This is a genomic window from Candidatus Saccharimonadales bacterium (assembly GCA_036388415.1).
Lineage (GTDB): Bacteria > Patescibacteriota > Saccharimonadia > Saccharimonadales > UBA4665 > UBA4665.
Genome location: DASVRW010000002.1, coordinates 425,251 through 449,457, shown reverse-complemented (window position 1 = coordinate 449,457; position 24,207 = coordinate 425,251). Strand labels below are relative to the sequence as shown.

At 45.1% G+C, this 24,207-nt stretch carries 30 protein-coding genes; 8 read left to right on the top strand and 22 right to left on the bottom strand.

The window, feature by feature from the left end; all coding sequences use genetic code 11:
• Positions 1-13 precede the first annotated feature (13 nt).
• Together VF575_02520 and VF575_02515 are read left to right on the top strand one after the other, a co-directional pair.
• Positions 14-1,645 (top strand): hypothetical protein, encoded by a 1,632-nt coding sequence (locus VF575_02520; protein HEX8182454.1) that lies wholly within the window; start codon positions 14-16, stop codon positions 1,643-1,645.
• A gap of 50 nt (positions 1,646-1,695) precedes the next feature.
• Positions 1,696-2,004, top strand: a complete 309-nt coding sequence (locus VF575_02515) for a YdeI/OmpD-associated family protein (GenBank protein HEX8182453.1) — start codon at positions 1,696-1,698, stop codon at positions 2,002-2,004.
• Positions 2,005-2,059: 55 nt separating this feature from the next.
• Here VF575_02515 and VF575_02510 read toward each other — a convergent pair whose 3' ends face one another.
• Positions 2,060-2,206, bottom strand: a complete 147-nt coding sequence (locus tag VF575_02510) for a hypothetical protein (GenBank protein ID HEX8182452.1) — start codon at positions 2,204-2,206, stop codon at positions 2,060-2,062.
• Positions 2,207-2,307: 101 nt separating this feature from the next.
• Positions 2,308-2,850, bottom strand: coding sequence for a hypothetical protein (locus tag VF575_02505; protein ID HEX8182451.1), 543 nt, complete (start codon positions 2,848-2,850; stop codon positions 2,308-2,310).
• 177 nt (positions 2,851-3,027) lie between these two features.
• Here VF575_02505 and VF575_02500 point away from each other — a divergent pair, with 177 nt between their 5' ends.
• Positions 3,028-3,588 carry a DUF1697 domain-containing protein gene (locus VF575_02500; GenBank protein HEX8182450.1) on the top strand — a complete coding sequence of 187 codons (561 nt, stop codon included), beginning with the start codon at positions 3,028-3,030 and terminating at the stop codon, positions 3,586-3,588.
• 159 nt (positions 3,589-3,747) lie between these two features.
• Here VF575_02500 and VF575_02495 read toward each other — a convergent pair whose 3' ends face one another.
• Complete coding sequence (locus tag VF575_02495; protein HEX8182449.1) at positions 3,748-4,515, bottom strand: hypothetical protein; 768 nt, start codon at positions 4,513-4,515, stop codon at positions 3,748-3,750.
• 355 nt (positions 4,516-4,870) lie between these two features.
• On the opposite strand from VF575_02495, the gene VF575_02490 reads away from it, so the two are divergent.
• Positions 4,871-5,299, top strand: a complete 429-nt coding sequence (locus tag VF575_02490; protein ID HEX8182448.1) for a DUF3817 domain-containing protein — start codon at positions 4,871-4,873, stop codon at positions 5,297-5,299.
• A 77-nt stretch (positions 5,300-5,376) separates the two neighbouring features.
• Here the strand turns inward: VF575_02490 and VF575_02485 are convergent, their stop codons facing one another.
• Positions 5,377-7,233: a DNA translocase FtsK gene (locus tag VF575_02485; GenBank protein HEX8182447.1), complete on the bottom strand. Its 1,857-nt coding sequence runs from the start codon at positions 7,231-7,233 to the stop codon at positions 5,377-5,379.
• Between the two features lie 87 nt (positions 7,234-7,320).
• Here VF575_02485 and VF575_02480 point away from each other — a divergent pair, with 87 nt between their 5' ends.
• Entirely contained in the window at positions 7,321-7,548 is a 228-nt protein-coding gene (locus VF575_02480) for a DUF1801 domain-containing protein (GenBank protein HEX8182446.1), read from the top strand.
• Between the two features lie 23 nt (positions 7,549-7,571).
• On the opposite strand, the gene VF575_02475 is transcribed toward VF575_02480, so the two are convergent.
• The 3 genes from VF575_02475 to VF575_02465 all read right to left on the bottom strand — a co-directional run bounded on the left by VF575_02475 (position 7,572) and on the right by VF575_02465 (position 9,838).
• A complete protein-coding gene (locus VF575_02475; GenBank protein ID HEX8182445.1) occupies positions 7,572-8,246 on the bottom strand; it encodes an NAD(P)-dependent oxidoreductase in 675 nt (224 codons plus the stop codon).
• Positions 8,243-8,857 carry a cyclase family protein gene (locus VF575_02470; GenBank protein HEX8182444.1) on the bottom strand — a complete coding sequence of 205 codons (615 nt, stop codon included), beginning with the start codon at positions 8,855-8,857 and terminating at the stop codon, positions 8,243-8,245. Before VF575_02470 ends, VF575_02475 begins: the two co-directional genes overlap by 4 nt.
• A gap of 66 nt (positions 8,858-8,923) precedes the next feature.
• Entirely contained in the window at positions 8,924-9,838 is a 915-nt protein-coding gene (locus VF575_02465; GenBank protein HEX8182443.1) for an SPFH domain-containing protein, read from the bottom strand.
• A gap of 171 nt (positions 9,839-10,009) precedes the next feature.
• Between VF575_02465 and VF575_02460 the strand changes: the two genes are divergently transcribed.
• A complete protein-coding gene (locus VF575_02460; protein ID HEX8182442.1) occupies positions 10,010-10,789 on the top strand; it encodes a YaaA family protein in 780 nt (259 codons plus the stop codon).
• Between the two features lie 55 nt (positions 10,790-10,844).
• On the opposite strand, the gene VF575_02455 is transcribed toward VF575_02460, so the two are convergent.
• The 5 genes from VF575_02455 to VF575_02435 all read right to left on the bottom strand — a co-directional run bounded on the left by VF575_02455 (position 10,845) and on the right by VF575_02435 (position 13,728).
• The gene (locus tag VF575_02455) at positions 10,845-11,414 is read right to left on the bottom strand and encodes an MFS transporter (protein HEX8182441.1); all 570 of its coding nucleotides are present in this window, start codon (positions 11,412-11,414) and stop codon (positions 10,845-10,847) included.
• Positions 11,415-11,502: 88 nt separating this feature from the next.
• Positions 11,503-12,075 carry a TrmH family RNA methyltransferase gene (locus tag VF575_02450; protein HEX8182440.1) on the bottom strand — a complete coding sequence of 191 codons (573 nt, stop codon included), beginning with the start codon at positions 12,073-12,075 and terminating at the stop codon, positions 11,503-11,505.
• Positions 12,076-12,161: 86 nt separating this feature from the next.
• Complete coding sequence (locus tag VF575_02445; GenBank protein ID HEX8182439.1) at positions 12,162-12,602, bottom strand: NUDIX hydrolase; 441 nt, start codon at positions 12,600-12,602, stop codon at positions 12,162-12,164.
• Between the two features lie 93 nt (positions 12,603-12,695).
• The gene (locus VF575_02440; GenBank protein HEX8182438.1) at positions 12,696-13,124 is read right to left on the bottom strand and encodes an NUDIX domain-containing protein; all 429 of its coding nucleotides are present in this window, start codon (positions 13,122-13,124) and stop codon (positions 12,696-12,698) included.
• A gap of 106 nt (positions 13,125-13,230) precedes the next feature.
• Positions 13,231-13,728 (bottom strand): AAA family ATPase, encoded by a 498-nt coding sequence (locus VF575_02435; protein HEX8182437.1) that lies wholly within the window; start codon positions 13,726-13,728, stop codon positions 13,231-13,233.
• Positions 13,729-14,121: 393 nt separating this feature from the next.
• On the opposite strand from VF575_02435, the gene VF575_02430 reads away from it, so the two are divergent.
• Positions 14,122-14,550 (top strand): hypothetical protein, encoded by a 429-nt coding sequence (locus VF575_02430; protein HEX8182436.1) that lies wholly within the window; start codon positions 14,122-14,124, stop codon positions 14,548-14,550.
• A 386-nt stretch (positions 14,551-14,936) separates the two neighbouring features.
• Here the strand turns inward: VF575_02430 and VF575_02425 are convergent, their stop codons facing one another.
• Positions 14,937-15,095, bottom strand: coding sequence for a hypothetical protein (locus VF575_02425; protein HEX8182435.1), 159 nt, complete (start codon positions 15,093-15,095; stop codon positions 14,937-14,939).
• Positions 15,096-15,352: 257 nt separating this feature from the next.
• On the opposite strand from VF575_02425, the gene VF575_02420 reads away from it, so the two are divergent.
• Positions 15,353-15,988 carry a queuosine precursor transporter gene (locus VF575_02420; GenBank protein ID HEX8182434.1) on the top strand — a complete coding sequence of 212 codons (636 nt, stop codon included), beginning with the start codon at positions 15,353-15,355 and terminating at the stop codon, positions 15,986-15,988.
• Here VF575_02420 and tgt read toward each other — a convergent pair.
• From tgt to VF575_02375, 9 genes are all read right to left on the bottom strand, one after another.
• The gene (gene tgt, locus VF575_02415; GenBank protein ID HEX8182433.1) at positions 15,985-17,232 is read right to left on the bottom strand and encodes a tRNA guanosine(34) transglycosylase Tgt; all 1,248 of its coding nucleotides are present in this window, start codon (positions 17,230-17,232) and stop codon (positions 15,985-15,987) included. The genes VF575_02420 and tgt overlap by 4 nt on opposite strands.
• A complete protein-coding gene (gene queA / locus VF575_02410) occupies positions 17,229-18,254 on the bottom strand; it encodes a tRNA preQ1(34) S-adenosylmethionine ribosyltransferase-isomerase QueA (GenBank protein HEX8182432.1) in 1,026 nt (341 codons plus the stop codon). Before queA ends, tgt begins: the two co-directional genes overlap by 4 nt.
• Before the next feature lie 231 nt (positions 18,255-18,485).
• Complete coding sequence (locus VF575_02405) at positions 18,486-19,202, bottom strand: D-alanyl-D-alanine carboxypeptidase family protein (GenBank protein HEX8182431.1); 717 nt, start codon at positions 19,200-19,202, stop codon at positions 18,486-18,488.
• Between the two features lie 38 nt (positions 19,203-19,240).
• A complete protein-coding gene (locus tag VF575_02400) occupies positions 19,241-20,281 on the bottom strand; it encodes a hypothetical protein (GenBank protein HEX8182430.1) in 1,041 nt (346 codons plus the stop codon).
• Between the two features lie 113 nt (positions 20,282-20,394).
• Entirely contained in the window at positions 20,395-20,997 is a 603-nt protein-coding gene (locus VF575_02395; GenBank protein ID HEX8182429.1) for a hypothetical protein, read from the bottom strand.
• Between the two features lie 607 nt (positions 20,998-21,604).
• Positions 21,605-22,012 carry a hypothetical protein gene (locus VF575_02390; GenBank protein HEX8182428.1) on the bottom strand — a complete coding sequence of 136 codons (408 nt, stop codon included), beginning with the start codon at positions 22,010-22,012 and terminating at the stop codon, positions 21,605-21,607.
• Positions 22,013-22,135: 123 nt separating this feature from the next.
• The gene (locus VF575_02385; protein HEX8182427.1) at positions 22,136-22,846 is read right to left on the bottom strand and encodes an endonuclease/exonuclease/phosphatase family protein; all 711 of its coding nucleotides are present in this window, start codon (positions 22,844-22,846) and stop codon (positions 22,136-22,138) included.
• A 188-nt stretch (positions 22,847-23,034) separates the two neighbouring features.
• Positions 23,035-23,610 carry a hypothetical protein gene (locus tag VF575_02380; GenBank protein ID HEX8182426.1) on the bottom strand — a complete coding sequence of 192 codons (576 nt, stop codon included), beginning with the start codon at positions 23,608-23,610 and terminating at the stop codon, positions 23,035-23,037.
• A gap of 133 nt (positions 23,611-23,743) precedes the next feature.
• Positions 23,744-24,148, bottom strand: a complete 405-nt coding sequence (locus VF575_02375; GenBank protein ID HEX8182425.1) for an NUDIX hydrolase — start codon at positions 24,146-24,148, stop codon at positions 23,744-23,746.
• Between the last annotated feature and the right edge of the window lie 59 nt (positions 24,149-24,207).

Genomic DNA, 24,207 nt, shown 5'->3' with positions numbered 1-24,207 from the left:
GCTGGATGTATACATGGAAGTAAACCAGCAGGCTGAGCAAACGCCAGTTTACAGCTATGAACATGCTGGCGGACAAATATATGAAGCGCAATCTGTCGACGTAGCTCGAGGCATGTGTCCGGTGCTTGGCGGCATGTCGATAAAGCAGGCGGGACTGCTATTGGAGCTTGAAGCCCTGGGAAAAGAATTAATAGCTTCCCGAACGGGATCAGCAGAGAAAGTGGTCACTGAGCGTCTATCAATAAAAAAGGCAACTGCTCCCAATCCAGTGAAAATCACGAAAAAAGAAGAGGACAATACCACTCATGCGGTTAGTAAATCCAGACTTAGTCGCGTCGCAAAGGAGCCTGCAACAACTCCGGCCATCCCACTGGGAGAGCTAATAGTGCCGCAATTAGAGACAGCCTTATACCCGGCACGTCCCGAAGCAACTAAATCATCTGAGCAGGAAAACGTGCGTGAGCAGATTCCGCGCATCAGTAGCATGAAACCAATCGAGCCGGCATCTTTGATACGGCAGGCTCATGTAGATACAATTGTTGTAAGCGAAGTTGACGAACTATTCAAATCTGATCTCGGCGTTGTACGTCGGCCAGTGCAAGAACCAGCAAGTACCAACAAACAGGATTTGTATGTTGAGGCTACTCCGGATGGACCCTCGTGGATACTAGACGGAACGATGGAAATTCGAAGCAGTGTCCAGAAACCGGCGACGCAGCCGTTAATTGTGACCATACTGCGCCCGTCCGATGTGCCAGGATCACCTAGCGATAGTCGTGCTTCTGACGCGCATACAAATGCCCCAGCCCAAACACCGGCAATCAGATTCGAAAACCATAGCAGCTCAGGGTATGCTCCTGAGCCGCTATATCCAGCAGCACAAGTGCCTGTGTCGGTATTATTACAGCCAAATGAATCATATGATGAGTTTGCGGAATATTGCATGGGCACGATTGAATCGATCGGCCAAATGACTGAGCTTCGAGATAATGCCGAAGGGGCAGCGTACAACGACAATGATGACAATGCCACCGGCGTAGGTGAAGCGCTACAGAAACATAAGATAACGGTAGACGGTCTTACTCTGCCACAGCCTGAATTGTATGATTTGGCAGCACGGCGCGCCCCGAAATTACCTGCAACCATCGCAGAAATTCAGACGACAATAACATTGATTATTGACACGCTTGATCGTCCAAAATCTCCCAAAGCACAGGCAATTCATCGAATCCTTCAGGAAATCATTACGACACCGGCCAACATAACCGGCAATAAAGATAGCAATAGGGATAGCACTAACGATATTATGGACGTGGTTGCCGTGCCTGCAGAAGCTGATGAGCAAACTGCCAAGCAAAAGATTGAAGCATTATTTGTTGAGCTATTTGTCGAACTGGATATCGAATACACACCGCAGTTGCTTGAGTCATGTCGTACATTGACACATATCCACTATTTGGATAGTCTGCTGACAAACACCGCAATGAACAAAGCAGTAGAGGCGCCCCTTGAAATCGGTACTCGTGAATTTCTGCAGAAACTGCAGCAGTCGCTACAGGCGGCACAACAGTCGATGACGCGGTTATATGATATCGGGCGGTCGATACTATTTCTATGTGGACTACAAAAATCACATGCGTTATAAGCTTGTTGGACGTGGATGATATCTCATGCATGGAGTATTATAAAATCAGAATGAAGCACACAATTAGCAGCGGCACAGCACACGAATTACCGGCTGACTTGAAAGAGGCGTTACTGAGTCATCCGGAAGCATTAAGTGCATGGGAAAATATCACGCCGCTGGCTCGTAACGAGTGGATTTGCTGGACAATATCCGTGAAGCAAAGCAGTACCCGGACTGAACACGTGGCGCGTGTTTGTTCGCAACTTGCAGAGGGCAAACGACGGCCTTGTTGCTGGGTTGGCTGTATACATCGTACCGACAAGCCAATGAGCCCGTGGGTTCGTAAGGCTGTGCTAAGTAAACAACCTCGCGTATGATAGCTCTCTGTTTTCGATAATACACTGGAGGCTTACGGTTTATTGTCGCAGGACCTTACTGAGCCACGCGTCCAAAAAGATTATTCCAACGCTGCACTAGATCAATGACTGGCGTGAATATGCGCTCGACGAAGCTAAGCAAGCCATTTAGGACACCGACAATGCTGTTAACGATAGTTATGAAGAATTCAAATATTTCCATACGTCATAGTATACCAGCTGACACATGCTCATGCCGCAAGAATTTCCACTTACAGCTATGAGTATGTAGATCTGTCATCCATACCGACATCGTACCGAAATTTAAGAATTTGGCGGTAAGTTCGCTTTGTTTCCAGGGCAGGTGATAGAGTCGATGCTCAGTCCTTCTTCGTCAAGCACAACTCGCGCAGTGATTGTCTCGGTCGTGCCGTCTGCATCTGGGCTGAGTGGAATGACGTTCACCGTTGCAACCGGCCCGGTAGAGGCGAGAGAAGTCGATACGTCAGTCGGCGCATCCTGGCTGCAAGTAATAGGATCGAAACCATGGAGATAATATTGACTATAAAACAGCAGGTTTTTGTTGCCGTAGGCATCAATAAATTTTAATTTATTCGCGGCTGGCGTTCGCGGATCGATGTACTGTTTATAGAAGCTGGCGACATGAGCGGCTGCGTCCGTGCCGTCTACGTAGGCGAGCCTACTTTGTGTAACGTATGTATCCTTGAAAACTTGCTTTTGTGAGACCGTATGCTGGGTCCAAACTACGATCAGCAGTGACACGACGAAAGCTAATGCGAGCACTATGTATAAAGATTTATGACGCGGTGCTGTAGAGGCTTTGAGGTTTTTTGCAGATTTGCTCATATGCTAAGCATAAGCAAGAACAGATAAAAAAACAAATTCTGCAACGCCTTAGTATTATTGCGGCTATGGCTATGGCTATAGCGGTCTGCATAGTTCCCAGCTCTATAACGTGCATGACGGTGGTTTGCATAGTCTCGTACAATGAATGCCCTGAGGCATGTATGCTAGAGTGTATACATGAAAACTTATGCATTGTTGCTGCGCGGCATTAACGTCGGTGGCAAAAACAAAATACCTATGGCAGATCTGAGGATTTGTCTCGTACAGCTTGGCTGCAGCGACGTGATCACATACATTCAAAGCGGTAATGTCGTCGTTCGCTCAGATATGGACGCTCAGCAACTCGGCCCGGCTGTAGAAACGATGATATCGAATAATTTCAAGCTCGATAGCTCACTCATCAAAGTGCTTGTACTAGATAGGGCTCAATTCCAGCATATTGTAGATAATAAACCCGCCGGATTTGGCGAACAACCAGATGTCTATCACAGTGATGTCGTGTTCCTGATTAACATAGATGCCGGGCAGGCTATGTCCGTATTCGATCCACGTGAAGGCGTCGACCATGTATGGCCCGGTAACGGCGTCATATATTCCCAGCGCGTGAGTGAGCTGCGTACCAAAAGCCGCCTCGGCAAAATTATCGGTACTTCAGCTTACCGGTCCATGACAATCCGTAATTGGAACACGACTGTCAAGATACTTGAGCTTATGCGGTCGCATGATAGTATCGCATGAGCATTTGTATTAAGTGGAAAACGGGTTTGGAAATTGCCAGAGTTGATGACTACATAGCATCCTTGGACTGTCATGCGGGAGCGTCGCCGCTTCAATCTAACGAAGGCAAAAAGAAAGAAGCCCGGAAATCCGGGCTTCTTAGAGTTACGTACGATAGTACTAGAACAAGTCTGGTTGCGTACGGACGATACCATCGGCAAGTGCGTCGGCAATCGTAGCAACTTGCACTAATGCATCGTGTTCGAGCTTGTATGACTGGTGATAATCACCGGCCTTGAAGGCTTCTGTTGACGCATTAATGAGTTCTTCGTGCTGGTTTAGCAAGCTATAGACGTCTTCTTGGGGAAGGCCGGGAATTGCTGTACTAAAGAATGTTGAAAGTTCGTGCAAGTACTCTTGGAGTTCTGCGTTAGCTGCTGCTTTAGCAGATTCATCGCCGGCAGCGACAGCTTGGGCGTATGCATTTGATTCTACAATGTGCTCACGGAACATTTCTGAGAACTGTGCTTGTGCCTCGGCGCCGTATACGCTACCAACAGCTGCAGAGAGCGCGTCAGAGTTCGCTAATTGGGCCTGCATACCAGCTTCAATTTGTGCCGAAGACGCACCACCGGCAATACTGCGGTTCACCGTTAGGTTGGTTGTGACGTGCTCAGCCAGTAAATTGTTCAGGCCGACACGCAGGTCAATCGCTGCCTGGCTTTGCTGATGCTTGTTGCCGTGATCCTTATTTTCGTGTTTCATCTTATTTTCATGAGTTTTCTTGTCCTCATGACTGGCCATGGCTACATGGGAGTTTCCGTGGTGTTCTGACGTCGGCATGCTGGTAGCCGATGCGTTACCACTCATCATTGCCATAGCGGATACTGTGATAGCAGCTGCGACTAAACTTGTTTTGATATTTGGTAATGCTAATTGCTTTTGCATATAGACCTCCTAATTACATTTGTAGTAGCTGTTGCTTGCTACGCAGCGTACTTGACGCTAAAAAATACTTTACAGAGTAAATGAACTGCAGTTAGTAATATAACTAACTGCTTTATTTTGTGAAGTAATTGTAGCAAGACACTATTATGTCACGCGCTCGAAGTTAGGAAACATACTAAAACATATCCAATTCAAAATAGATAATTAGGTTTAGCTGATAATTTATACGGAGCCTCTCAGACAAAACTCAGTTTGAGCAGATAATGGGGTATCATTTACATCGATTCGCTATACATTTGCAAACATTGATACTGTCAGAATTCCGCTTGTGACGTGTAATTTGTATACTGTTCATATGAATGTACCATCATTACTGCATGATAAGGTACTCAGTCCGTTCATTCATGGCATAGGCTACGTGTACGATAAGACGCATTGGTTTGTAGACAAAGATGCTTGGGCGATATACAAAGTGTTTGCGTTTGGCGAAACTGCCGGCTGGACAATGTTGATCGCGGCAATCATCTACCGCAAGTTCGACTTGCCAGGATTTGAAATTGCTATCGGCATTGCCGGCAGGCTGCACGGCGTGCTGTTTCTGCTATATTTTGTCGGCGTGCTCATCACTGCTCGCAGTATGGGGTGGGGTCCTGTAAGGTTCATAGCTGCTCTGGCCGCCGGTGTCCCGCCGTATACAGCGCTTGTGTATGAGCAATTAATGGCGTATTTGCGGAAAAAGCATCCAAAATACATCGCACCGCCCGAGGGGTATGACGCAGGCTGAAGATTGCAACACTGGGAATGATTGTGCGATCAGAAGTTAATGTATCGTTTGTGATACCGACCCAAGCCAACTGCGGTTTACAGGAAATTAGTTCGCACTATCGCGAGCGCCTCGTCGAATGACGCAACCAAGACTTTGCGGGGACGTGCACCGTCGGCAGGTGCTATTATCTGCAAGGTTTCAAGTTGTTCGATTATTCTGGCAGCTCGTCCGTAGCCGATGCGCAGTTTTCGCTGAAGCATGCTGGTTGAAGCCTTTTGACTGTCGGTTACGGCGCGTAGGGCATCTTCGAGCATTTGATCGATCGGATCAGAATCCTCAACGTCTGCAAGGATGATCGGTTCTACGTACTCAGTAGTTTCAATTGGCATCGTTAGCAGGTACTTTAGTTCGGGATAGTGTGTATCTAGTTCGGGACTGTTGATATTTTCGGCAACGTACAGCGCCAAACCATTTTTTGCCTTGCCACGTTCCGCATGGTCATCTAGCGCGCCAAGCCACAATGCAGGGCTGGTTTCTGGAATTGCATGCAGCTTTCTGTATGCTTCCCAGAGTCGCGTTGGGTAGGTTTCTTCAAATGTTGGCATATATTCACCGTCACGTTTGGTTAGCAGGAAGCGTTTGCCGTGTCCAAGTTTTGCTTGAGCTACGGCGAGCGCCTTTTGTCTGGTACTGTCGGTTTTGGCGAGTCCCTGAATACTGTAGTCTGCAGTATTGTAATCGACAAATATAGCGTATCTATCGGACCAAATTTCGGAGTAGAAGAAATATTTACTCAAATCGAGCAGGTTGTGAACGGCTTTTGAGGTGTTACCATCGCCGGATTGAAACGGAACCAACACATCAAAGGTTTTAAACTGACGCTTGAAATGCGGATTTTTGAAGAGTGCGTCCAAAAATGTTTTTTTAGTTTCTTCCTCAACGAGTATTACGAGTTCCGGGAATCCGAGGTCGACATCTGTTAGTCCGAGCATGCTTGCAATGGCTGGTACGACTTCCTGCGAGCGGATGCCGGCAGAACTTTCTACCTTCCTTTGCTGTGCGCCTTCTATTTCGAGGAGCGTTCCATCGTAGTCAAACATGTAGACGCTGCAGTACTCTGGGTGATGCAGGGCGGTTTTGACGATTTCGATATTGTGCGTGGTGGCAAACATCTGTGCGAACTGCGTACTTTCTGACGACTCGATGAGATCAATGATTTCTGGCAATAATATTTTGCGGACAGCAGGGAATAGCTCGTCGCCGAGATCATCGACCAATAGCACCGGGCTGGCATTGCTGAGTTGCCGTATCGCTGCTATCAGTCCAGCAATGTAGCGTGTGCCGCCAGCTACAAACTCAGGTCTGATTTCATTTTCATTCTCGAACGTGAACGAACCGCTCGAGAGACTTCGCTCTCGAAAATGGCGCTGCGCTGCGTTTATTTTTTGCAGGATAGCATTAGCCTTTTCAATGTCGGTAAAGCGAACATGCGCATCACGGTCAAAGATTGTTATGTCACTGAATGGTTTGTCGTTCCGTGCCCCTTCTTGAGTACCCACAAGGTTATGAAACGGTGACGAGCCGACGTTCATCATGGCTATGACGTCGCTACCTCCAAATGGCTGGCCGGCTTTCTCAAGTTGCCATTTATCGCCGGATTGGGTAATAATCTTCAGGCGGTAAGACTCCCGGCTGTCAGTGTAGGTGAACTTAATCTCAGTTTCCGGCTCGAACAGTGAATGCAGCCGCTCGGAGTGCTTGCCGACGTATATATCCTGTCTGCCGGTGTTATTCAGTTGGCTCAATTTCGATACGCCCATCATCAGTTCGAGTATGCTGCTTTTGCCAGAGCCGTTTATGCCAACTAATAGATTGATACGGTTCAAATCAGTCAGCTTCACAGATTTGCCTCGAAAATTTTTGAAACCGGAAATTTGTATTGAACTAATCATTATGCTAATAATAGCAAATTCGTACGATTTCAGGATACGCCTGTTACGTAACAGCCTCGATTGCGCAGCCGTCAAGAAGGTGACTGGATGCTCGCCGGCTTTTCGCCGCGCAAGCAAAATCTGACTTTGTACATACTGTCCGGCTTTGACGACTATGCCGACATAGTAAGTAAACTAGGCAAGCATAAAATTAGTAAAAGCTGTTTATATATTCATAAGCTGGCTGACGTCGACATAAATGTTTTAGAAATACTGGTTGCCCGATCCTATGCAGACATGCAGCAGCAACATAACAAAAATATTGTACAAAATTAGTTTGTACTGTCCGCAGTCTGTTGCTAACGAGCGCCGTCTTTGGGCACCCAACCAAATGGGTTCGATAGATTATGGAGCAGGTTCACATTATTTGAAATCCCGTACACTATGGAGAAATTTGCCGGCACCGCCTCTGCATTTAGGCAAGTTGCAACAAGTGAAACGCAGTCGGCGTGACTCAGCCATACCTGACGCTCGGACTGCGGGGAAGCTGGCGGAGTGTCATCTCTGTTGACACCGCCGAAACGTATGCATATCACTTCTAGGCCTTTGGCGTGCGCATAGTATCTGCCAAGTGCTTCCATCATGCATTTGCTTGCGCCGTATGGACTGTCGGGTGTCGGAAGGGCATAGGGATCCAGCGGTCTCGAGATGTGGCTTCCCACAAAATCATCGGCGTGTACTGAACTGGCAATGATGATTCGATTGACGCCCGCTTGATGGCCAGCTTCATAGACGTTAAAGCAATTTTGAATATTTTCGGTATTAAGATTCTCGGCCAACCAGTCGTCGTGAGTCTTGTTCCAAGCCAGGTGGATGATGGTATCATGACCGCGTGCCCTCTCCATAAGATGGTCAAAATCTCCGACGTTGGAGTGCGGCAAGTCAAAGTCGGTTGTGTCGTGGGGTAGCCCCTTGCGGAGTACGCTGCCAAGCACGCCGCCACTACCAGTAATTAATACTTTCTTCGCCATCATTGTACCTCCGCTATGACTCTGGCGGGTGCTCCATCGAGATTGAGGCGTATCGGTAATGCAGAAACCGTGAAAGATGTGTCAGCTAGCACGTGTAGATTAGCGACGTTCTCTACAAGCAGGATATTAGCGCCAAGTAATATTTTGTGGATAGGGAAGCTAGGGTCGTTATCAAAACTACAAGCATCGATGCCAGCCATTTTTATGCCCTTCTGGGCAAGGTAAGCGGCCGCTTCAGTGGTCAATACCGGGTAAGATTCGTAGTATGCAGTCTGTCCGTATTTCGACACCATGCCGGTATCAATCATAACGATGTCACCGTGGTGTATGTCGGCGGCTTGCACCAGGTCGAGTGATATAGTAGCGCCAGACACGGCTATGTATACGCCGCGGCCAATGAAGCTGGCTACATCGAAGTCATCGAGCGTTTTGCCGCCCGGTATCATGTGAGCCGGAGCATCAATATGTGTTCCAGTGTGTGTACCTAAGGACAGGCTATGGCCCGAATTGCCCTGTAGGTCAAAAGTTGCAGCCGGTTCAATATGCAGCTTGGGGTCACCAGGAAAGATGGGTGTATCAGTAGATAAGGTATGGGTGAGGTCTATGTAGGTCATGCTTAGTCAAATCATACCATAGCCATGAGCGCGCAGTGCGCTTCAGCTTGCGCGTTACCGAAGTATTTACTGAATGCCTGTTTTCGAATCTTTTGTGACCTGGTTGGCGGTAATAATGGCGTTACGCATCTGGTCGCTGATATCGCCCATGCCGCCGGGAGAATGAGGTATGAGTATCGTGTTGCTTTTGCTGGACAGTCCGATTTCCTTCAAGGTGTCAAAGTATTGTGTCATGAGCACTAAATTCATGACATCCTCGGCTTTGGGTCCGTTAACGCCTTTGCTGAAGTTCTCAACCGATTCTTTCAGCCCATCGATAATCGCTCTTCGCTGATTGGCGATACCTTGACCTTGGAGGGCTTTGCTTTCGGCTTCACCTTCGGCGGCCTTGACGACACGAATCTTATCGGCTTCGGCCTGCTGAATAGCAGCTTCACGCAGGCGCTGCGCCGCATTGATCTCATTCATGCTGGCCTTGACCTTAGCATCCGGCTCAATATCTGTCACCAGTGCTTTGATGATGCCATATCCGAAGGCGTCCATAACTGCGTCCAGCTCGGTTTTTACAGCCTGCGCAATGTCATCTTTCTTCTCAAATAAATCATCAAGTACGATAGACGGCACACGGGCACGGACAGTATCAAACACGAATGAAGTGATCTGTCCCTGCGGATCCTGCAATTTGTAAAATGCGTCAACGACCTTGCCAGGGAGAACATAGTACTGCACGCTGACAACAACGAACACGAATACATTATCTTTGGTTTTGGTTTCGATGCGCACATCAAGCTGTCGGATGCGCAGTGTCAAACGGCCAGAGATGCGGTCGATGAGCGGTATCTTGATGTTGAGTCCAGCAGGTGCGATTCGCTTGAATCGTCCGAAGCGCTCGACGATTGCCGATGTTTGCTGCCGTACGATAAAAAGGCCGTCAAATAATAAAATAAATATAATAATTACTATGACTGCGACGATCCACATGTATATGTCTCCGGTAAGATTTATGGTTTCTATTACTGAGTATATCAATAGTAAAGACTTTTAACTAAGTTATCCGATCTTGCTAAGCAGCTTCTACATGCCGCAATATGCTAGTCACGAATACAGCAGAGAGTGCTTACATGTGGACGTACACTATACTTATAGACAATCATGAAGATACTATTGCATAGTTCCAAATCTATGAAGCTTGCATCGTCCACGGTGCATGCGCTGACTTCACCGCAGTATATTGAGCAGGCTACTTATCTGAATCAACAATTGCGCCGTATGAATAAAACGCAGTTGATGACGCTGATGGGAGTGAGCGGCAAAATCGCAGATACAGTCAAAGCGCACATAGACAATTGGATGGATGAAACTGCCGCGTCGGCTGCCGCGTTAACCTTTAGGGGCGATATCTATAGTGGTTTGTCTGCTGCGACATGGAACAAAGCCGATGCGCAATTCGCACAAAAACATCTTGTCATTGTTTCCGGATTGTATGGCCTGCTGAGGCCTTACGACCAGATCAAACCATACCGGCTTGAAATGGGATACAAGTTTAAACTGGATAATGGAATGATACTAGATAAGTTTTGGGAAAATGAGATTGCGCAGACGTTAGACACCAGCGACGTATATCTAAACCTCACTTCGAAAGAGTATTTCAAAGTTGTCGAAAAGAGACTGCAGCGTTCACGGATGCTAACCCCAAAATTCCTCACAGTCAACGACAAGACGAGTCTGCCGGTATTTGTAACAGTGCACGCCAAGATCGCCCGCGGATCTTTTGCTAACTGGCTCATCACTAATAAAATTGACGATGCGAAACAGATAGTTAAATATGACCAGTTAAACTACCGCTATCATAAACGCCTGAGTACCGATACGCAGCCCGTTTTTGTCTGCCAGCAGTTCGGCGGGCTCGGGCTGAGCATCCGGCTGAAGTAACTGCTCTAGATCTCGATATCAGCCACTGACATACAACGGATTTCCAGCGGTTATATTACGCGTATAAACGCTTGTTGTTGAGTGCCAGCAACATTGCACCCGTCTGGATGCAGATCATAGCTATGAATATTGCTTGAAAGCCGCCGGCCTTGAACAGCAGTCCTCCCGAGAAGGCTGCGATAGCCATCAGTATGTAGTTCCCACCGTCAAACATACCCCAGCCGCCGGCCTCTTTGCCTTTGACCTGCGCCCGACTATAGGTAGCCTTTGTGGCCGGCGTCATGATGCCCATAGCCAAAGCCAGTATGCACTGCAATATATAATAATGGTGAACGTTTTTTACAAATAAGAAACCGACGGCAACAATGATAAATAGGCCGTATCCAACGACGAGCATATTGATCGGATTGTAATCCTTGCGGTTTTCCAGTCGCCCAAATACTATCATCAGCAAACCTGCGATGAGTGCGTACATGCTCCATAATAAACTGACATCAAAATTCGTACCGCCAATCTCCAAAACGTACAGCGCATAGAGCGGTGCATATATACCCCAACCCAGGTTATGCGCATAGCTAGCTAAGAGTAGCAATTTCCAGCTTTTATGTTTATTTTTGATTGTCATCTATATAAACATTAGCATTATTTACTATGAACGAAAAGAACGGTCGACCGAGCTGCAGCCTGCCTGACTTTATTTCTACGCTATGTTATCAGTCTCGATGTGGCTTGATGAACTCATGCCATGATTGCATTTTTGATGCAGCTATACTCTTTGGCTTGAAAGTTGCTTTATCGTTTTCGTAGATATATTTCAGGCGCTGATAACTTATGTAGCTTAGGATGATACCGGTACTTGTTCCGAGATTCAGGCTCTCGACTATGCCGCCCATCGGTACTTGAATACACATGTCTGCCTCACCGGCTACTTCATCCGAAATGCCCTTTGATTCATTGCCAAACCATACGGCTAGCCGCTTTTGAGTGAATGTTTCATCGTATAGGTATACGTTGTCCTTGCTCTTGAGATGGGAGGAGGTTACGGCAATGGTATACCGATCTTCGCGTAGGTGTGCTATACAATCCGCAGCGGTGTCAAATTGCTTTACGTATACCCATTTATTTGCTCCAACGCTCGTGTTCGTAAGTCCTTTGTGACTTCTTGACGTTTCGAAATCCTTAACGATATTGTTATCGCCAATTACGTATAGCTTCTCAACGCCAAATGCCGAAATGTTTCGCATGGCAGCCGCAATATTTACTATGTCTTTCGGGTTTTCTAACACGCATATAAAGTATTTATTTTGTAAATGCTTAACTTGTCTAATCCTATCTCGTATTGGCATAATGTTTAGATTATAGCATAGTATGCTTATTTAAACGCGTTATACAAGCATTCTTGCATGACTGCATTTGTTTTGAGACCTGGAATATCTGCGGCAACTACCCAGCGATAGGCGTCATGTTCGGTCGGTTCTAGTTTTATATCACCTGATTTTACTGTGACTTTATAATTTATCTGCCGGACTTTAGGCTTTTTAGGCGTTGCATAATCAAAGCTTTCAAAAGTTTCAATAATTTTGTCGACCGCTAAACTCGTTTCTTCCAACAATTCCCTAATTGCACCTTGTTCTATCGTTTCTCCTGCGTCTACGCCGCCGCCAGGCAGCTCCCATTCTCCTCCAAGAAAATCATCTTCTACGGCTCGGCGTACGACTAATAGTGTAGAATCCCGGAATACTGCTATACCAGTAGCGAAATGGGTAACGTTATCAGCTAAGGCTTGTTTGCGTGTAGATTCTTCATCTGTCATGACACTGATTATAATCCTATCTATAGAATACGAAAGCTAGTGACATAAGCTTCCTGGCTGTTAATCACTCAACGTACTTCGCACCTATATTATTTAAATTGTGCTAAATAAAGTAGAAAGCTGCTTTCGTTCATCCTCAGATAAAAACTTTCGTTTTGAATCAATTAATTCTTTGGCGGTAAGCCATACATGATCACTGTGTTCTTCAGAAAGCGTCACTTCGCCGCTCACATAAGTGCATCTAAAAAATATGGCCGCTATGTGCTGCAATGTGTCTATTTTGTACTGCCGCTTCGATACGAAAACAGTGTCTCCTATATCTATAACGATGTTTTCGCCTAACTCCTCCGCTATTTCACGCTTTAGTGCTTCGGTCCACGGTATATCGCGCTCGGATTCGTCTACGCGGCCTCCAGGAAAGTCCACATAGCCATCAGGCGTAATAAGCACTAATATCTTTTCGCCTTTGTATATTAAGGCCTTAGTTGCTACCTGATAAAGCGCATGATTGTAGAGTGACATCTTGTTTATTATAAACCAAGATTGCATAGACGTAAGTGTTCATACTCGGCCAACAAATGGCGTCACACTTCATGACTCAACCGGTGTAAACTGTCCTAGTATGAATTTATATGAGTGCTATTTTTTTGATAAATTTTGTTGATTCTGTGAGTGAGCTTGCTTCCTTGATGATATATTCATTTTTCGTACTTAGCGGTTCTGCCAGATCATACCAATCCTGCATTTCATCCCTGCCAAATTGTGTGGCCTTGGAGCGCGTACTGTGACGCCTGACGGTTTCCTCGAAGCTTATATCGAAATAAAACATGTAATTTTCACCGGCATGGTTATCCATTAACTGTTCGAACATAGGCAGATATTTTTGTTTACGGAATATTCCCTCGATGATTACGTCATAGCCAGCGCTAAGAATTGTCAGGGCATTTTCATATACCATTTCTGGAACTAAGCTTTTCTCATCCGGTTTTCCACCGAGAACTGTATTTCTGTAATAGTCCTGCTCTATAAGTAAGATGCTTCTAGGACTGTCTTTTTGTAGCAAACGGGCTATGGTGCTTTTGCCGGCACCGGATGGGCCTCTGAGTAGAATTAGCTTTGTGTCCATCCTGTTATTTTAGCAAACGGCATTTGCGGGCTTGATTTATTCACTAGCCGTTACAATGCAGAGCTGGCTTGGGAGTAGATATCATACTGCGCCTTAGCGCGTGCAAAGTTGTGATCTGCCCGGCTTGTATAAAGGGTGCTATCCCAGCCAAAATGGTCATCATGCACTATATCAATCAAGAAGCGGGCTGCCAGTTCGAGACATATTGTCCGCATCGCATTCATGGCAAGATCGTGGAAGTCAAGCGGCAACGCGGAAGGTCCGAATGACTCGGCGTAGCCGTTTATAACGGCAGTAAATAATAAAAATATCTAAAGACAAAGGTTTAGTAAGCACGAGTTGTGCGGCTCGCCCATCATTGACTAAATTTACTAAATCATATAGGGTAGTTTGATGAATACGCCACCACATACCGCTCCTGAGCTAGGGAGTACGCACACTATTACCAGAAAACTCGCTGCGTTTGTTGTGGTAGGAGTCACCCTGTCAGGATGTAGTTCCACCGAGTCCAATGACAGTATATACGTTGTAGCCAGAGAATACTCAGTTAGAGAGTTTACCTACAATCCCACTACAAACAAGGGGCATTTATATGCATCGGAAAAATTCGACACGCCCGTTACAGATAGTAACGCTGAGATGAGTATTATTGATGAACTAAACAAAGGTGATCAAGCTTTAGAAATCTATTTTTCGAATATCCCACCAAATGTGCGGAATGGTTCATTTGATTGCGAAATGATTAAGCGTAATGAAGCACGGACTGAATTTGATTACGAATGCGACGTCACCCCGTTATCTGCTCCTTCTGCAACTGTTTAGCTGCAGAGACTAAAGTATTGACCGGGGTAGGGGTTAGGGTCAAATTTCAGCTTACCTTAACTTAGATAATTGGTATACCATAACTAATATGATTACTATTAAAACAGCGATGGCTATATTGTTGGCTAATCTAAACTCAGGAGTCACGATGGATTTATAGGCGCTTGCTGCACCTAAAAACGTAGTTGCCGTCGATAGCCAGATTATCATATTTCGCTTATTGTTGTTCATATACGAAGTATACGCTAGATTCGTAATATCAATGATGGCATACACGACTAATCATCGTCAGCGCACCTCGTAGCTAATATTAACTGTCTCTTAATTGTGTTTACTGTTCCTGCAGGGGCATATATCGAGAACTGATTAGTATCTATAGGTTGCTATTATTTACTACGTTTTTCGTTGTAGCCTATAGCCAAAAAAGCGGCGCCAATTGGAAGCCAAGTTGCAAACATTGAGGTTTCATCTAACGTTATTGCCACTACACTGGCTATCATAAAAAGGTATCCGACTGCAATGTATGATTTACTTTCTTTCTTCATATTACAACTATATCAAAAATCATTCGGGACTAAATACTGCTTATGCTTGGCTGCCCGTCGTTAACATACTTTGCAACTGTCGATAATCAGTTGTTAATTCGGCTGCGTATAAATATTTGAGCAGTTATGTCCAGATGCACTTAGTAACCTTACGTTGTGGGCGGTACATCAGTTCTAGAATACACACACAATGTTCGAGATTACCGGCATTCATTACTCAATAGCCATAAACTAGTGTAATATACTATTTGTCACCAATGAAAAATCAATATAGTACCGCTTTCCAAATCTGCGCCGCACTCTACGTCACCATATTGATCGTAAGTAATATCGCGTCGGTAAAAATAGTTTCAATCGGTCCAGCGGTTTTTGATGCTGGCACTATATTATTTCCGTTCGCATACATTCTCATTGGTATCATCAACGAGGTTTACGGCTTCAAGCGTTTACGTCAAATGTTATATATCGGCATCGGTATGCTACTGCTAACGAGCTTAGTTTTTTGGATCGTAGGTATTCTGCCGGCTGCAGCCGATTGGAGCGGGCAATCGTCATACGATGCTACTCTCGGTGTAGTGTTTCGGATTATTTTCGCCAGTATTACTGCGATCGCCGCCGGTGAATTTTTCAGTGGTTATGTACAGAACCGTCTTAAGGAACGCTTGCAAGGTAAGTACCTGTGGGGACGTATCATTGGAGCATCTGGGCTGGGCAGTTTAGTCGATACTATTATATTCAGTGTCATCGCTTTTGCCGGAACAATGAGCGGATCAACATTACTACAACTGATGGCAACAGTGTGGTGTATCAAACTCCTGGTCGAACTTGTTGTTTCGCCGATTACACTTCGTGTTATTAAGGAATTAAAAAAAGTCGAAATAGCTTCAGACTAGTGCAGGAATGATGCGGCTTTGTTCTCGCCGTAGTAACGGTTTAAGAATGAAGTTTTGTATTTAAAAAATGTGCCGTCTGTAATCGACTGCCGGATCGCGTCAACCGTCCGTATTATGAAGCGCTCATTGTGGATGCTCGCGAGCGTAAAGCCGAGAATTTCGTCGACTTTAAACAAATGGTGCAGGTAAGCGCTCGTATAGTTGGCACAGCTATAGCAATCGCATTCTTGGTCAAGGGCAGTGAAGTCTTCAGCAAAGCGCCGATTGAGAATATTAATACGGCCATCGTAGGTGTACAGTGCGCCATTACGTGCTTGTCGGGTCGGGGCTACGCAGTCGAAGGTGTCTATGCCGTATTCGACGCCCAGAAACAGGTCAGCAGGCTGAGCGCCCATGCCAAGCAGATGGCGCGGTTTATCTTCGGGTAGTGTTTCGGACACCCACCGGACAACAGTTGGTATCTCGCCCGGTTCGAATACGCCGCCGATACCGTATCCGTCAAACTCACGACTTCCGAGAAAACTGGCACTCTGAGTACGAAAGTCTGCTTCGCGGCCGCCTTGCACAACCGCAAATAACGCCTGGAGTGGTTCTCCGGCGGCTGTATGTTTAGCATTAAGGTCGATATGGCTACTGAGACAACGTTCGGCCCAGGCATGCGTCCTGTCCATTGCCCGTTGTATATAGTCACGCCCAGCTAGTGGACTCGTCAGTTCATCGAATGCCATGTGAATATCAGCGCCGATTGCATGCTGTAACTCCATTGAGCTTTCCGGGGTCATACGCTGCAGACTGCCATCGATATGCGACCGGAAACTCACGCCATCGTCAGTAACTTTGGCTAATTGGCCTTGGCTGTGCACGGCAGTCGTACTGACGCCTTTTTGGCTATGGCTCGTCATATCGATACCTTTTTTGTAAGCCATTCCGAGCGAAAAGACTTGAAAGCCACCGCTATCGGTGTATGTCGGACCAGTCCAGTTCATGAACGTATGTATGCCGCCAGCTTTTCGAATCACATCGGCACCGGGTTTCAGCATTAAATGGTAGGTGTTAGCTAGTACTGCTTGCCCATTGAAGGCCTTGATCTGTTCGACAGTCAGCGTTTTGACGGTCGCCTTCGTGCCGCCGACAATGAAGGCTGGCGTTTGAATATCACCGTGCGGGGTGTGAATAGTACCGGTACGAGCTAGAGTCCCGGGTAATCTGTCATGTATGGTAAACGATATATTTGGGTTGGTCATAGGATAATCATTGAGTCACCATAACTTAGGAACTGATAACGCTCTGAAATGGCGTGGGCATATGCTTGGGCTAGTAGCGGCCAGCCGGCGAATGCCGCCGTTAACATCAGAACGGTACTTTTCGGCGCGTGATAATTGGTAAGTAGTCCATCAACCGTCTTGAACTTGTAACCGGGGTAAATGAAAATGTCGGCTTCACCCTTTAAGTCCATAGCAGGCTGCTGTAATTGTTCAGCGGCATACTCAAGCGTTCGCGCGACGGTTGTGCCGAGGGCTATGACTTTGTTGCCATTTTGTTTGACGTGCTGAATTGCTTCGACCGTTGATTTTGGAATTTTAAAATATTCCTGGTGCATAGTGTGTTTATCCAGTTCATCAACCCTTATCGGCAGAAACGTCCCAAGGCCGACGTGCAGTGTGATCGTTTTAATAATAACGCCTTTAGCACGCAGCCTGTCGAGAATCTCATCGGTCATATTAAGACTCGCAGTTGGCGCTGCCACCGAACCTTGTTGTTCGGCCCATACGGTCTGGTACCTTTCAATGTCAATGTCGTTCGCATCGCGGTGCATATATGGAGGCAAGGGGACGCTCCCATATTTTTCGGCCAGCTGCAGCAAGTCGTGGCTACTGCTCACGACGGCAATGCCTTGGCCAACGATTTCTTCAACAATAATTTCCGCATCACCGATAGTAAGCTTATCGCCAACAGTAAGCTTGCGGCGGTACATGACTTTATGCTTATGCCAATCGGTATCGGCGCTATGTCGCTCAAGAACAATTAGTTCACGGGAGGCGCCATTCACCTTAGTTACTTTGAGGCGAGCTTTTATGACGCGCGTATCATTTAGGACTAGCACATCACCTGCGTTCAGGTAATTGACGATATCACCGTATTTAGCATCTTCTAATTTTTCGTTGCTCCGGTGAACAACCAGGAGTCGCGACGTACCCCGCACCTCGGGTGGGGTATTGGCAATCAACTCTGCTGGTAACACGTAATCAAAATCGGAAACTTGCATATTGTACACAGTGTACAATAAATGATCTAGTCGCTCCAGGAGTAGATCTCTTTGGTAGCTGGAGATGACGGATAGTGCACGTCGATGTCTGCGCCACGCTTCGCTCAGACAGGATGTAGATGGTCGACCTCGTTCGTTAGTCCGCAGAGCAGTAAAAAACACCGGTCTTGTCGGCGATTTTTACCGGCTGCCCTTAGTAGACGTACCTCGCAACTTTCGAGCCTAACGCAATTAACTGGGGATACGACGCCAATGCCAAGGCTCAAACATGAGCCCATATGGATTATCCTTAGGATAAGACATATAAAAATCGAACAATTCAGCATTTTCACCCAGCCACTTGTATTCGAGGGTATCCTGGAAATCTTGAGGAGTTTCATCTGTAGGAAAGCCGTCTACATTCTGTAAATCTAATGCTAAGCGGCTAGGAGTGGTATGTTCAGAATATCCTGGAATTGCAGCACGTTGTATGGTTTGCTGTATGTTAAAATTGTTTATTTTTAGTATTCTCAAAAATGTAATAGCTTGAAAATCATTGGAGCGGTAACAGGATTCGATCAACAACGTCCTGCCGAGCTGTTCATATATAGCTTTCGCCATCCGCATGTACACTGTATAAGTGTGATCTGGTATATATTGTGGGGCTGTTAACAGTCCTATGCCTTTTGAATGATATGGCATCGGTGGGATACGGACAAGTTTTCCTGGTACGGGCTCTATCTCTTGTTTAGGTCCTTTGAAGCCGAATTGAAAAGGATCAAGGGAATAAACTTTCTCTATCTGAGATATCTCTGCGGAGTTGAGTATACTTGTTATCTCTCGCCGCGAGACTACCGACATACGATCATTTCGAGTCCTTGCGACAGCGATTTTTCGTAAAAGTGAATCTACTAGTTCTTTATCTTCATCATTGAATAACGTATTGGCAATTGCTAAGGTTTTAACCACTTAGTAATTGTAGCAAACTCAAATAATACGTCAGGGTCTTAGTATCCTATCGGACCATTATTCTTGAAAGAGTATGCATTTGTGTATCTTCGGAGCACGGACATTATTTCGGCTATGGATTCCGCATACAAGGCGCTTGTATTGTAATTCTCCAACAGCCCCTCTAAGTGCTGCATGTCAATGTATCCACTGCCAAAATCAATATCTGTCGATGCGCTTCCTGACAATATGCGCGCTGCTTTTTCGATGCTTTCCGCATCTGACAATGGCTTATCTGATTTTACTTGCGCAATACCCACAGTAAGCGGCGTTTTGCCTAGTTTTACAATTATATTTTCAAATTTTCTAAACAAAGGCGGTCTATTCATATTCTCATATATCAGTACAGCGTATAGAACTGGCCGTGAGCATGAGTACTTTGAACAGCTATCATTTATGATGCTTTCATGTTGAGCTTTAATGTGATTATATGCTTTTAATACATGGTTGTCGCGAGCAGTGTCTTCCGCTTGTTTGTCGGCCAATCTACTATTAGGATTAGTTAAACGAGCGTAAAGCAAGACAGCACTCGCAGCTAATATTGACGACCATAGATTATCCAACACCCCCGACACACTTGGCGCAAGAAATGCGAGACTAGCTGCTTCCGAGATTACCCATACGGCAGCAGTTATCAGATATAGCATGATTGAGTTGAAGGTATGGAGTAATTTTTCAGAAATGAACTTTGACCTGTACCAACCTGATACATTTCTACTGACGACCGATATCGTCGTAGTTAATGCTAGGTAGGGGAGGACATTACTTATGGAGAAGTATTCTTGTAAAACTCCCGCGAGCAATAAGAGAACGACAAGATGCGGTGTGTACCGGTATAGAAAATATATTGCCCATCGCCTATCACCGCCACTTAAAAATTCTCTTACGCTCATGTACGTAATAGGCTGATACAGTGGTACGTAATCAATGAAATTAGGCCGGGGATTATTGTTGAGACTGTCGCGGTATCTGATAACAAGAAAAAAGGTCTCAATTAATAAAACGGATGAGGCTGCTACTATTAGTGGCTGAATATACATAATGTCATAATAACAAAAACACTACGACTGAAGACCATGAATAAAAGAATGTAGTCTGCCCCTAGTTAACGTACATCGTGACTTTTAAATTGTTATAAGGAGGTGCTTAGTATTTAACTCAAATCATGGGGATATACATCAACCCTGTCTTCTGGACGAAGGGACATCAGAATATCTACCACAGTATCCATTTCTATGTCTGAAGGATCAAGCTCTTTTGCCCAAGAGCTTGCAAACCGATCTTCTTCTGAAAACACCTTGCCTATGAAAGCATCAATCATTTTGACGGCTGATTCATCCGATACAAGGGCGGGGACGGCTGAGTCGGCTAAATTTTCGTGTGTAAATTCATTTTTATGCCTATCAGATACATAATCAATTCTCCGTTTGCCGCCACTAAAAGGGATAACTCTGTCTAAATCCATACCTTTTGCCTGAGCCGGATCTGTATGCGTAATACTTTCGACGTTGCCATTCACTAAACTTATTGAGAAATCCGTATCGTCCTCAAATCTAATTATCGCTGTACGCAGTGGACGAGTCGCATCGACAGCCTTAAGCAAGATCCATGATATTCTATGGTCGGTTTGCGACTTGAATCGAGCGCTACGCATAGCAAATTCTCTAGGTTTACCAAGATTTGCTAGATCAGCGATGTGAGACGTAACTTCGATGTACGGTCCTTGTTGTTCATAATCTTCGAATGAATGAGTCATCCGATTATTTATACATAAAAAGCTCAATATATCAAGCTAACAATTATGCTGCTTATACGGCTGCCCATCGTTGACATACTTCGATCTTTTCTGTCGATATGCTGTTAAGCAAAATATTGTACAAAAGTATATTTTATAATATTGTTTACTAATGCCCGAAAGAAAAAAGCTACCTCTTATTCCAGCAGAAAGTCTATGCAGTAGTTGTACGGGCGCTTGTTGCAGGCGCGGGACTACAATGAAACTAACTCATACGGAGGCTGCATTTTTCGAAGCAAGCGGTGTTGACTTGACTCGAACCGATCTAAGTTCCTCAAGCGTTAATGACGCTGAGCCAGAACACTATTACTATCTATGGCAGGATTGCTCCTTTTTGAAACAAGTAGGCTCTGCTGCGATTTGTTCTATTTACGAGGATGAGCGCCGTCCGAAGGTATGCTCAAATTTTGAACAGGGCAGTCGTGCTTGCCTCGGTATGCGTGACCCTGGATATACAGCACCTCGCAGGCCGCCTAGTGAATCAGATTTCATGATGTAGTGCGTCAAGCCATTAATTATAATACATATGCTTGGATGCCCATCGTTGACGTACTTCGCAACTTTACGACTACGATTCTGGTGTAAGTGCGTACATTGCTTTACCTGGTAATTTAGCCCTGAAACCTGATTCGGCAAGCGACAAATTATTTGATATAGGTAGATTGATCCAGGGGTCCATCCAACCTGCTTTACCCAAGATCAAATAATGACCGACTGGATAAGAAGGTGACCTCTCAATAAGCACGATGGTACCAATCGGGCAAACGGCATCAAGTTTTTTGCGTACATAATGATTCTTATATTTGAACCCATAGCGATTAAGCTGACTGACCAGATCACTAGGGCGCCAACCATGCTTTACGCTATAGGTTACGCCTAAAAACTTTTGTGCTTGTTTGAAAGTCATATTGCATGCGTAAGCAAAGCAAGCTACGCCGCATCCATAATCTAATTCTTGAGTCACGCTTTGTTTCATACGGCTTATTCTAGAATTTATAAATATATAAACAAGAGTAAAACAAAAAGAGCTACGTTTAGTGATTAGAATAAGCATAAGCTTCGTGGCTGCCCATCGTAGACGTACTACGCAACTTTCAGCTTAATACATCTCGAGTTCCGCAACTACAGGTATATGATCAGATGGACAGAAACAATTAGGTATTGTAATCAAATCATATTGTTTTGTTACATTCCGCGCAGTAACCCCGCGTACTGCTAGCAAATCTAAAGCGACCAGCTCACCATTGACTAGGGCAGTGGGCTCGTCATAAACATTCATAAATCCAGCATCTTCTACTAACTTTCTGACTGGTCCTTTTGGTCTATCATTACAATCGGCAAATATTACCGCTCGTTGATCTGGATCGAACTGTGATAATAGTTCTTTCGCTTGGCCTACTCCAAAATGGTCAGGCGAATCCGCCGGAGCCCATTTGATGTGTGTGTTAGCGAATACTACTTCACCTATTTGTACAGACTGGACAATATGACCCGAGCCGTCACTATATGCATAGGCATCAAATCGGTTTACATCGAGGCCTTGTCGTACGAGCGTCAAGCATCCATCAGCTTTGCCACGCTCTTTGGGTGACCAAAAGGTTTGCCAGTCATCTGATTCTTCGACAGCAACTTTTAGAGGTTCTTCGGCTTCTTGTAGACCGATAACATCTACCCGTAGTTCGTCTATTAAACGGATTATTGCTTTAGTTCGTGCACCAGGAAGTAGCAGAGCGGGATCTACATGAGAATAATCACCGTAGCCCGTGTAAGCATCGGCTAGAACATTGAAGGAAGCAGCGCGAACGAACAATTGTATCCTTATATAAATATAATACTTTTATTATACGTCAAATTATCACTTAACAGCTATAAACATATTGTAATACAAGAAGGAATAAAGTGTCACAAACAATGACTTTTATAAGCATAAGCTGTATGGCTGGACATCTGTTACAAGGTTAGAACTATTCTGGTGAGACAGAGCAGGCCATCATTGAGCTAAAGATAGTCAATAAGTGTAGAAATTTCATCAGAAGTCGGTTCACGCATGACAGCTGAAGTAATAGGTTTTTTCAGCCAGGGTTGTTCTTCTTCGGGAATAACAAGTGACTTCGGCCATCTTAAAGGTTCGATGCCGTATGATACACGTCGTTCATTAATATTTTTGAAATCTCTGACAGTCGGCAAAAAAGGAAATTGCTTGTCATCAAACAGCCATATGGTGCCGAATGTTTGTGGACGATGTTCAAGTATCGCGAGCCAGTCAGTCATGGCAGGTATGGATTCTTTATATGTATCGTTAGGAGACTCATCATACAAAACTTCGAAAGCTGATAAGACTTTATGAGTACTTGCACGGGAATGATGAGTTGCAAGTATGGATAGCGATTTAGCTGCTTCGGCACCAATGTTGCTTATCGAAGGATCTATTATTTCATTAAGGATGGCTAAAGCACGTTTCGCTCTAGTCTCTAAGCTCATTCGTAGCTTCACGCGTAACTGTTTAAGCTCTGATTCGGGCATTTTTTGTACATACTCTGCACGAGCAAACTTTTTCCATTCGCCTTGATCCATTTCAAGTAGTCGTACGAGCTCTGCGGATAGTTCAGGATATCTCATATATATTATAGTAACAAAAAAGACTTCCGTAGAAGTCTTTCATACTGCTTAACTTGGCTGCCCATCGTTGACGTACTTCGCAACTTTACTACTGTCGAGAAGCTAAAATACCAAGGAATTTTGTCACGTTAGGAAACGCATTAATCTTAGCTGCTTCATCTAGGCTAAAATATCTTAATTCTTGGCACTCATCGGATGGCACGAAATCCAAATTATCAAGTATTACTTCATATATGACATTCGCAATTTGATGACTACCATTTGCTTTAGGCACTGTTACAAATCCTATTGGGTTTTCAGAAACATTCAAGACTTTTATCCCAGTTTCTTCCTGGATTTCCCGGACAAGACAAGCTCTTGGATCTTCGCCGTGGTCTAGTCCGCCACCTAGCATCTCCCATATATCATTATCTTCACGTGCCAAGAGGAGCCGGCCCTCAGCATCAAATGCAACACCTTTAACACTTACTCGATAAAATGCCTGTTCGTTCATAAAAGAATTTAAACAACAAAAGTATAATATATCAATATAAATCCGTAGAAGGATAATAA

Bases quoted from the DNA above. Each gene is read 5' to 3' on its own strand.
- VF575_02390 (HEX8182428.1), bottom strand. From the start codon at position 22,012: ATGAAACAAAGCGTGACTCAAGAATTAGATTATGGATGCGGCGTAGCT.
- VF575_02475 (HEX8182445.1), bottom strand. From the start codon at position 8,246: ATGATGGCGAAGAAAGTATTAATTACTGGTAGTGGCGGCGTGCTTGGC.
- VF575_02420 (HEX8182434.1), top strand. From the start codon at position 15,353: ATGAAAAATCAATATAGTACCGCTTTCCAAATCTGCGCCGCACTCTAC.
- VF575_02425 (HEX8182435.1), bottom strand. From the start codon at position 15,095: ATGAAGAAAGAAAGTAAATCATACATTGCAGTCGGATACCTTTTTATG.
- VF575_02520 (HEX8182454.1), top strand. From the start codon at position 14: ATGGAAGTAAACCAGCAGGCTGAGCAAACGCCAGTTTACAGCTATGAA.
- VF575_02455 (HEX8182441.1), bottom strand. From the start codon at position 11,414: ATGACAATCAAAAATAAACATAAAAGCTGGAAATTGCTACTCTTAGCT.
- VF575_02480 (HEX8182446.1), top strand. From the start codon at position 7,321: ATGCTCGCCGGCTTTTCGCCGCGCAAGCAAAATCTGACTTTGTACATA.
- VF575_02515 (HEX8182453.1), top strand. From the start codon at position 1,696: ATGAAGCACACAATTAGCAGCGGCACAGCACACGAATTACCGGCTGAC.
- VF575_02460 (HEX8182442.1), top strand. From the start codon at position 10,010: ATGAAGATACTATTGCATAGTTCCAAATCTATGAAGCTTGCATCGTCC.
- VF575_02510 (HEX8182452.1), bottom strand. From the start codon at position 2,206: ATGGAAATATTTGAATTCTTCATAACTATCGTTAACAGCATTGTCGGT.
- VF575_02465 (HEX8182443.1), bottom strand. From the start codon at position 9,838: ATGTGGATCGTCGCAGTCATAGTAATTATTATATTTATTTTATTATTT.
- VF575_02435 (HEX8182437.1), bottom strand. From the start codon at position 13,728: ATGGACACAAAGCTAATTCTACTCAGAGGCCCATCCGGTGCCGGCAAA.
- queA (HEX8182432.1), bottom strand. From the start codon at position 18,254: ATGCAAGTTTCCGATTTTGATTACGTGTTACCAGCAGAGTTGATTGCC.
- VF575_02430 (HEX8182436.1), top strand. From the start codon at position 14,122: ATGAATACGCCACCACATACCGCTCCTGAGCTAGGGAGTACGCACACT.
- VF575_02380 (HEX8182426.1), bottom strand. From the start codon at position 23,610: ATGGATCAAGGCGAATGGAAAAAGTTTGCTCGTGCAGAGTATGTACAA.
- VF575_02500 (HEX8182450.1), top strand. From the start codon at position 3,028: ATGAAAACTTATGCATTGTTGCTGCGCGGCATTAACGTCGGTGGCAAA.
- VF575_02375 (HEX8182425.1), bottom strand. From the start codon at position 24,148: ATGAACGAACAGGCATTTTATCGAGTAAGTGTTAAAGGTGTTGCATTT.
- VF575_02485 (HEX8182447.1), bottom strand. From the start codon at position 7,233: ATGATTAGTTCAATACAAATTTCCGGTTTCAAAAATTTTCGAGGCAAA.
- VF575_02400 (HEX8182430.1), bottom strand. From the start codon at position 20,281: ATGTATATTCAGCCACTAATAGTAGCAGCCTCATCCGTTTTATTAATT.
- VF575_02490 (HEX8182448.1), top strand. From the start codon at position 4,871: ATGAATGTACCATCATTACTGCATGATAAGGTACTCAGTCCGTTCATT.
- VF575_02505 (HEX8182451.1), bottom strand. From the start codon at position 2,850: ATGAGCAAATCTGCAAAAAACCTCAAAGCCTCTACAGCACCGCGTCAT.
- tgt (HEX8182433.1), bottom strand. From the start codon at position 17,232: ATGACCAACCCAAATATATCGTTTACCATACATGACAGATTACCCGGG.
- VF575_02495 (HEX8182449.1), bottom strand. From the start codon at position 4,515: ATGCAAAAGCAATTAGCATTACCAAATATCAAAACAAGTTTAGTCGCA.
- VF575_02440 (HEX8182438.1), bottom strand. From the start codon at position 13,124: ATGTCACTCTACAATCATGCGCTTTATCAGGTAGCAACTAAGGCCTTA.
- VF575_02395 (HEX8182429.1), bottom strand. From the start codon at position 20,997: ATGACTCATTCATTCGAAGATTATGAACAACAAGGACCGTACATCGAA.
- VF575_02445 (HEX8182439.1), bottom strand. From the start codon at position 12,602: ATGACAGATGAAGAATCTACACGCAAACAAGCCTTAGCTGATAACGTT.
- VF575_02470 (HEX8182444.1), bottom strand. From the start codon at position 8,857: ATGACCTACATAGACCTCACCCATACCTTATCTACTGATACACCCATC.